Annotated in this window: 6 protein-coding genes; 2 read left to right on the top strand and 4 right to left on the bottom strand. The window is 39.0% G+C overall.

Annotated elements, in window-relative coordinates; all coding sequences use genetic code 11:
• Positions 1–96: 96 nt before the first annotated feature.
• The 3 genes from D778_RS13980 to D778_RS13990 form a co-directional block, all read right to left on the bottom strand.
• On the bottom strand, positions 97–408 hold the full coding sequence (locus tag D778_RS13980; RefSeq protein ID WP_007651902.1) for a GIY-YIG nuclease family protein: 312 nt from the start codon (positions 406–408) through the stop codon (positions 97–99).
• 124 nt (positions 409–532) lie between these two features.
• Positions 533–1402 carry a DUF808 domain-containing protein gene (locus D778_RS13985; protein WP_007651903.1) on the bottom strand — a complete coding sequence of 290 codons (870 nt, stop codon included), beginning with the start codon at positions 1400–1402 and terminating at the stop codon, positions 533–535.
• A 237-nt stretch (positions 1403–1639) separates the two neighbouring features.
• Entirely contained in the window at positions 1640–2392 is a 753-nt protein-coding gene (locus D778_RS13990) for a CDP-alcohol phosphatidyltransferase family protein (protein WP_007651904.1), read from the bottom strand.
• A gap of 295 nt (positions 2393–2687) precedes the next feature.
• On the opposite strand from D778_RS13990, the gene D778_RS13995 reads away from it, so the two are divergent.
• Both D778_RS13995 and D778_RS14000 read left to right on the top strand, forming a co-directional pair.
• A complete protein-coding gene (locus tag D778_RS13995) occupies positions 2688–3758 on the top strand; it encodes a putative type IX sorting system protein PorV2 (protein ID WP_040492759.1) in 1071 nt (356 codons plus the stop codon).
• Positions 3759–4160: 402 nt separating this feature from the next.
• Complete coding sequence (locus D778_RS14000) at positions 4161–5345, top strand: lipoprotein N-acyltransferase Lnb domain-containing protein (RefSeq protein ID WP_007651907.1); 1185 nt, start codon at positions 4161–4163, stop codon at positions 5343–5345.
• Positions 5346–5496: 151 nt separating this feature from the next.
• Here D778_RS14000 and D778_RS14005 read toward each other — a convergent pair whose 3' ends face one another.
• A complete protein-coding gene (locus D778_RS14005; protein WP_007651909.1) occupies positions 5497–6888 on the bottom strand; it encodes a sugar transferase in 1392 nt (463 codons plus the stop codon).
• Positions 6889–7448 lie beyond the last annotated feature (560 nt).

Consider the following 7448-nt stretch of genomic DNA (forward strand, 5'->3'; position numbering starts at 1 on the left):
TCGAAGATTCACGAATTCAATATAAGATAATAAGAATTTATGAGTAAAGCAGGAATCCAATTAAAATTTAAAAGCATTCAAATTTATATAAACTCCCTAATCAATCAAATAAACCCAATCCTTTGATAAATCGTTCCAACAAGGATTTTCTTCTTCAATTAAATCTATTTTCCATTGGCGTTTCCATTTCTTCATATTCTTTTCTCTTTTTATGGCATCATTAACATATTGATACGTTTCAAAATATATAAGTTTATTTAACCCGTATTTTTTAGTAAAACCTGCAACTAATTTGTTTTTGTGTTCGAACATTCTTCGTTCAAGATCGTTAGTGACACCAATGTATAAAGTGCCGTTGGTTTTATTGGTTAAAACATATAGATAATATTGATGTATGGTTTTGTACATGAAGATGTAAATCGTTAAATTAAAAGACCATTTACTTAGGCTGTTGTTTACTTTTTTCACTTAAAAAAAATAAATAAAAAAATCTTCCTCTTTATACATAAATGGCGTTTTATTATTGACCTTACTACCCCTTGCTTTTAAAAACAACTTTAAAAGCCTTTACCACAAAAACCGCTACAAACCCAACAACTAAACCAACCACAAAATCCCTAAGCATACCAGGCCAAGATTCCAAAACATGATGTAAAAACTCCAAATTGTGGACAAAAATACCTCCGGAGACAAGCAACAAAGCAAGTGTTCCTATAACAGAAAGCGATTTAATCACCTTAGGCAAGGCTTGCACCAAAAAATTCCCAAGGGCTTTTAATATCCCTTTGCCATTTCCCAACTGTATCAAACGCAACCCAAAATCGTCCATACGTACAATCAAGGCCACGATTCCATACACTCCTATGGTTGCAATAACCGCCACTACCGAAACCACCAAGACCTGAAATAAAATGCTTTGGCCTACAACGGTTCCCAAGGCAATGATTACGATTTCCACAGAAAGGATAAAATCGGTTAGGATGGCCGATTTAATTTTCTTCTTTTCCATCTCCAAAACCTCCGATTTTGAAGGGGTTTCCATGGTCACAACAGATGGGCTCTTTTTGTGAGGCACAAAAAACCCATAAACCTTTTCGGCTCCTTCAAAAGCCAAATACACGCCTCCCAAAATTAAAATAAGGGTCACTGCCCAAGGTAAAAAAGCACTCAATAAAAAAGCCACTGGTAAAATAATGAGCTTGTTTAAAAAAGAGCCTTTGGTAATGGCCCAAAGTACGGGCAATTCCCTGGAAGAGACAAAACCAGATGCTTTTTCGGCATTCACGGCCAAATCATCGCCTAAAATCCCAGCGGTTTTTTTGGTCGTTATTTTACTCATGGCTGCCACATCGTCCATAAGGGCACCTATATCATCCAACAATGCAAAAAATCCTGAAGCCATATGTTATAATCTATATTCAAAGTTCAAAAATCAAAGTTCCATTAATCCGTATTGAGCACTGCAACCGTCATTGAACACTAAGTCCTTAAAACGCACACCTTCAAAACCTTGAGACCTTTACAACAATACGAGAAAAACAAACTCAAAGCAAAAAATTGAAAACTGCAACCCCAACCACACAACACTCACCATACTACAAAAACGTTTTGGACCTCAATGTCTTTCTGTGATCTTAGCTTATGAAATCCCTTTTTGCCCCAACAACGACAAAATAATATACATGATAATAATCACAGGAATGGCAGCAAACTGAAGAACGACCAACAAGACCACACACAAAATAATAAATAGATAACGTATGGCATTGGTTTTAAATCCCCAATCCTTAAATTTTAAAGCAAACAATTTAATGGGAGAAATCAACAGGTAAGAACTGATAACAGTAAAAAGCACTAAAAACCATGGGGTTAAAATTATTTGATTGATGGCATCATTATCCTGGAATTCCATTATCAAGGGTAAAGACAACACCAACAAAGCGTTGGCAGGGGTTGGCAGACCTTTAAAATAAGCTTGCTGGTCTTCGTCTATATTGAATTTGGCCAAACGGTAAGCCGAAGCCATGGTAATAAGAAACCCTATCAGTGCCAAAGGTGCAAATTGAAATTCCTGCCAATGCATGGCACTGTTCCAATCGTTTGAAAATGAAATCAAATCCTTGGTATCGCTTGCCATAACCAGCAACTTAAACATAATGATTCCGGGAACCAAACCACTGGTAACCATATCTGCCAAGGAGTCCAATTGGATTCCAAGGGCACTTTGCACTTGCAGCTTTCTGGCCAATAGGCCATCAAAAAAGTCAAAGAAAATCCCCAGAGCCACAAAACAGGAAGCAGCAACAAACTGGTTGTTGACAGCAAACAGTACGGCCAAACAGCCAGAGAATAAATTCAATAAGGTTACAAAATTAGGTATCTGTTGTTTCATTAAAAAAGGAGTTACTGGTTGTAAAAATAACAAACTATTTTTGTCTATTACCAAATGAATAATAAAATAATGGATAATCCATTTGAATTATATGTTCTTCAATTGAAATAAGAAATATAAGTTTAGCCTTAGTTATGGATATATTTTATGTTGAAATATAAAGGAAATAGAAACGAATTTAATCGATTATTTTAACGTTTATTTGGTGTACCAACAACAATTACACAATAAGTACCCCATTTTCAAGTTTAATATGTTGAAAAAATATGGCATATTTGCAGAAATAAATTGGCTTTTGAAAACAAAACTAACAACACTACTTCTTTTCATTTCGGTAACGGTTTTTGGACAAGCCGTTAGAAAATACTCTAACGAGTTTATGAACATTGGTGTGGATGCAGCTGCTTTGGGTATGAGCAATGCCGTTACGGCCCACTCTGCCGATGTCAATTCCGGGTATTGGAATCCAGCAGGTTTGGTACATTTAGAAGACAAACAATTGGCCTTAATGCACTCCAGTTACTTTGAAAGCATAGCCAATTACGACTACATAGGCTTTGCCATGCCCATAGATGAAAAAAGTGCCATTGGCATCTCCTTGATACGTTTTGCTGTGGATGATATTTTAAACACCACCCAACTGATAGATGATGAAGGGAACATCAATTACGATAGGATCAGCCTGTTCTCCACAGCCGATTATGGAGTGACGTTTTCCTATGCCAGAAAACTCCCTTTGGATGGCTTAAATTATGGAATCAATGCCAAAGTCATCCGTCGTGTGATAGGCGATTTTGCTTCTTCCTGGGGTTTTGGCTTGGATGCTGCCATTCAATTTGAAACCAAAAACGAATGGAAGTTTGGTATCATGGCCAGGGATATCACGACCACCTATAATGCTTGGGCCATTGATGAGGAAGAATTTGCTACCATTCAAAATGCCGTGGAAGGTCAAAACCAAGAGCTTCCGGAAACTACCGAAATCACTATCCCTAAACTGCAATTTGGGGTCTCCAAAAAGTTTATTATCAGATACGATTATTCCCTATTGGCAGAAGTGGACCTAAACATTCGTTTTGAAGAAAACAACGACCTGATCTCTACCTCCTTTGCCAGTATCAATCCGGCCCTAGGCCTCCAATTTGGCTATATAGACATGATTTACTTACGTGCTGGGGTTGGTAACTTTCAAAATGAAACACAAATCCTGGATGGCGATCGGGTGAGCTTTCAACCAAGCATGGGCGTAGGCTTTAACTACAAAGGCATCCAGGTGGATTATGCCTTTACGGATATTGGCGATCAAAGTATTGCCCTATACTCCAATGTGTTCTCCCTGAAATTGGATTTCAGTATTTTTCGTTAAAGAGGTTTAAGGTTCAAGACTCTAGATTCAAGGTTCAAAGCTCTAGGCTCTATGCTCTATGCTTTATGCTTTATGCTCTAGGCTATAGGCTCTATGTTCTATGCTCTAGGCTCTATGTTCTATGTTCTTTGTTCTTTGCTCTATGTTCTATGTTCTATGCTCTATGTTCTATGCTCTATGTTCTATGCTCTATGCTCTATGCTCTATGCTCTAGGCTCTAAGCTCAATACTCAATACTCAATACTCAACACTCAACACAGAATACTAAGTACTTTTTACTATTTTTGAAACCTATAAACCCAACTTATGAAAGCCTATAATGGGCATTTGGCAGGGCAAAGCTTGATACCCACCGAAATAATTAAATAAGTGAACCATAGGTTCTTGATAAAATTTAAATAGATGATAAAAACATTCTTCATTGCTTGTATCTGTTTCCTGACATGCCTAACCAGCTTTTCACAAGTCCGATCTCTTTCCGATCAAGCTGAAATAAGCGTCCTTTCCATAGGTCCTGGAACCTCCCTAAACGATGCTTTTGGACATAGTGCCTTTAGGGTGAAAGACAAAGGCTTAGGGATAGATGACGTTTATAACTATGGGATTTACGATTTCAATACCCCAAATTTCTACCTGAAATTTGCTCAAGGAAAATTACATTATTTAATAGGAAGGAATGCTTACAGCGATTTTTACAATAGTTATGTCTATCAAAACAGAACCATTCAAGAGCAAGTCCTTAATCTAAGCCCAGCAGAAAAACAGGACATCTACGCCTATCTGGTCCATAACATGCAACCCGAAAACAGGGCCTATCTCTACGACTTTTTCTATGATAACTGTGCTACCAAGATCAAAGATGTACTGCTTGTGAATGTGGATGCCAAGGTTGATTTTAACCAACCCGAAGGATTCCAGCCCCAAAGTTTTAGAACCCTGATTCAAAACCAACTGGATGCCAATACCTGGGGCAGTGTGGGCATAGACCTGGCACTGGGCTCTGTAATTGATAGAAAAGCCACCCCCGAAGAACATATGTTTTTGCCCAAATACATCTACAGGTTCTTTGAGGTAGCCACCCTTGGCCCCAACCAACAACCCTTGGTAACGCAAGACCGTATGGTATTTGAAAAACGGGAAACAGAAACCTCCAATAACTTTCTGTTCAGTCCGTTTCTGGTCTTTAGTTTATTGGGTCTTCTTATTCTATGGATTACCTATACCGATTATAACAAACAACGCAGGACCAAAATCCTGGACCTGATTATCTTTTCCATCACAGGACTGCTAGGGGTCCTGATCCTTTTGCTTTGGTTTGCCACAGACCACGAAGCCACAGCCCAAAATTACAATCTGTTATGGGCCTTTGCCCTCAATCTTTTGGTGATTGGACAGGTTTTTAAACAAACTCCTAAAGCATGGTTTATTAAGTATATAAAGTTCTTGGTGATTATGCTGTGCCTTTTAAGCTTCCATTGGGTGGTTGGCATTCAAGTATTTGCTTTGGCACTACTACCTCTACTTCTTGCTTTAGGCATTAGATATGTGTTTTTGGTTTGGTATTATAGCGTGAAGCGTGAAGCGTGAGGCGTGAGGCGTGAGTTGTGAGGTGTGAGTTGTGAGTTGTGAGTTGTGAGTGAAATTCAAAAATTATAATTGATACTAAAAAGACTATTTTTTAAAAACCCTTAACCGACAACCGAGAACAGACAACCGAAAACCGAGAACAGCCAACCCCCTACTGTCCCCTATAAAACAACATGGTACTAAGGGTTTTCACAATCACATTGGCATCCAAAAAAAAACTTCGGTGTTTGATGTAATATAAATCGTATTGGAGTTTCAGCAAGCTATCTTCAACGGTAGAGCCATAACGTACCTTTACCTGTGCCCAACCGGTAAGTCCCGGCCTGATGATGTGCCTGGTTTCATAAAATGGGATGACCTGCGAGAGTTCCTTTACAAAATAAGGGCGTTCGGGTCTGGGGCCTATCAAGCTCATATCCCCCTTTAAGATGTTTAAAAACTGAGGGAATTCGTCCAATCTGGAACGTCTTAAAAACTTTCCGAATGGGGTCACACGTGCGTCGTTCTTCTCTGCCCACACAGCACCATGCTGTTCGGCATTTTTAATCATGGTGCGGAATTTAACGATGGAAAAAGGCTTGCCGTTTTTACCAACGCGTTCCTGAAAATAAAACAAAGGCCCCCGATTGGCAATCAGGTTCCCCAAAAATACAAAGGGCACTATCAGTAAGCCTATAAAGACCCCCAGTAAAGAGAAGAGCAAATCGAACAACCTATGGAAAAACAAATAGAGTTTGTTCTGATTGCTTCTACTAAAAGGGAAATATTTGTAAAAGTCCTTCCCTACAAACTGTACGGGAACCCGATAGGTCATGTCCTCAATCACCTGGGTGTATTCCTTTATGGGAAAGCCACGTTCCAAGAGCAATATCAAATCGTTGTATATATCGGTGGTTATGGTTTCGGCATTATAACTGGCAACCACAATTTCAGAAACCTGTTCCCTATCAATTATTTGATGGATTTCGGAACAGGCGTATTCAGGGATGCCTTTGTATTTCAAGCTGTCTTTATGGGATGCTTCGCAATTGATAAAACCCACAATTTTATAGTTGGGATCGGAGTGTTTAAAAGCATCCACAATGGTTTCTATGTTGGATGTCTCGCCTACAATCAATACTTTTTTATAAAATCTGGGAGAAATGATAAAACTGATGTATAGCAACCTCCAAAGGAATAGAGCAGTAATGATGGCCAAATAAAAATAGGCAATCTGCAATCTATTGGCAGGAAGAAAGGGGGTGAAAAAGGGGGTTAACAGATAAAAAAGCACCGTTACCGAAGCTGTTAGCACAATATTACTGAAGACCTTTTCCCGTTTACTGGCTTTTTGCAGGTCGTATATTTCAAACACGGTACCAAAAACGCTGATGTAAAGCAACAAAACCACCACCCAGGTCCAGTTTTCAGGGGTCGGCTTAAAATAATCGAAGGCAAACAAGGAACTTACCAGATATAACATACCTAGAATTGCCAACATATCGACCACCCTTAATAATATTTTACGCTCAGAAATATTAAAATGTATCCCTTGTTTAGGCATGTTTGCTGTTTGTGTGAGTAAAGATAACAAGTTAGACAAATTATACAAGTATTTTTGTTGTTGGTTGTATGTTCTCGGTTATCTGTTAATGGTTGACGGTTGTGAGTTGTCGGGTGTCGGTTGTCGGTTGTGGGTTTTACAAACCCTCCGTCTAGACTTCCTACCGTCAGTCTAGCCACGACTTGCGCCAGCTCGCTCCTGCGCTAATCCCGATAGCTATCGGGACCACAGGGCTATTTCTTAACGCTTGGCCGTAACTAAAGGGAGGAGCCCTGGTTTAGCTATTTTTTATTAAATGTTTTTAAATACCTTGATTTGGTTTGCTTTAAAAGTTTACTATAAAAGATACATAGTTAATATCCCATTCCAAATTCCAATAAACAATAACTACGTGGCTCCCCTCTTCAGTTGAAGAGGGGAATGAATTTACCGGAGAGAAACGTAGGTAAAGAAAGGGGAGTTTGCTTAAACTAAATATCTAATTTTAAATTACAAACCCTCCGTCTAGACTTCCTACCGTCAGTCTAGCCACGCCTTGCGCCAGCTCGCTCCTGCGCTAA

This window comes from Xanthomarina gelatinilytica, from assembly GCF_000348685.1.
Lineage (GTDB): Bacteria > Bacteroidota > Bacteroidia > Flavobacteriales > Flavobacteriaceae > Xanthomarina > Xanthomarina gelatinilytica.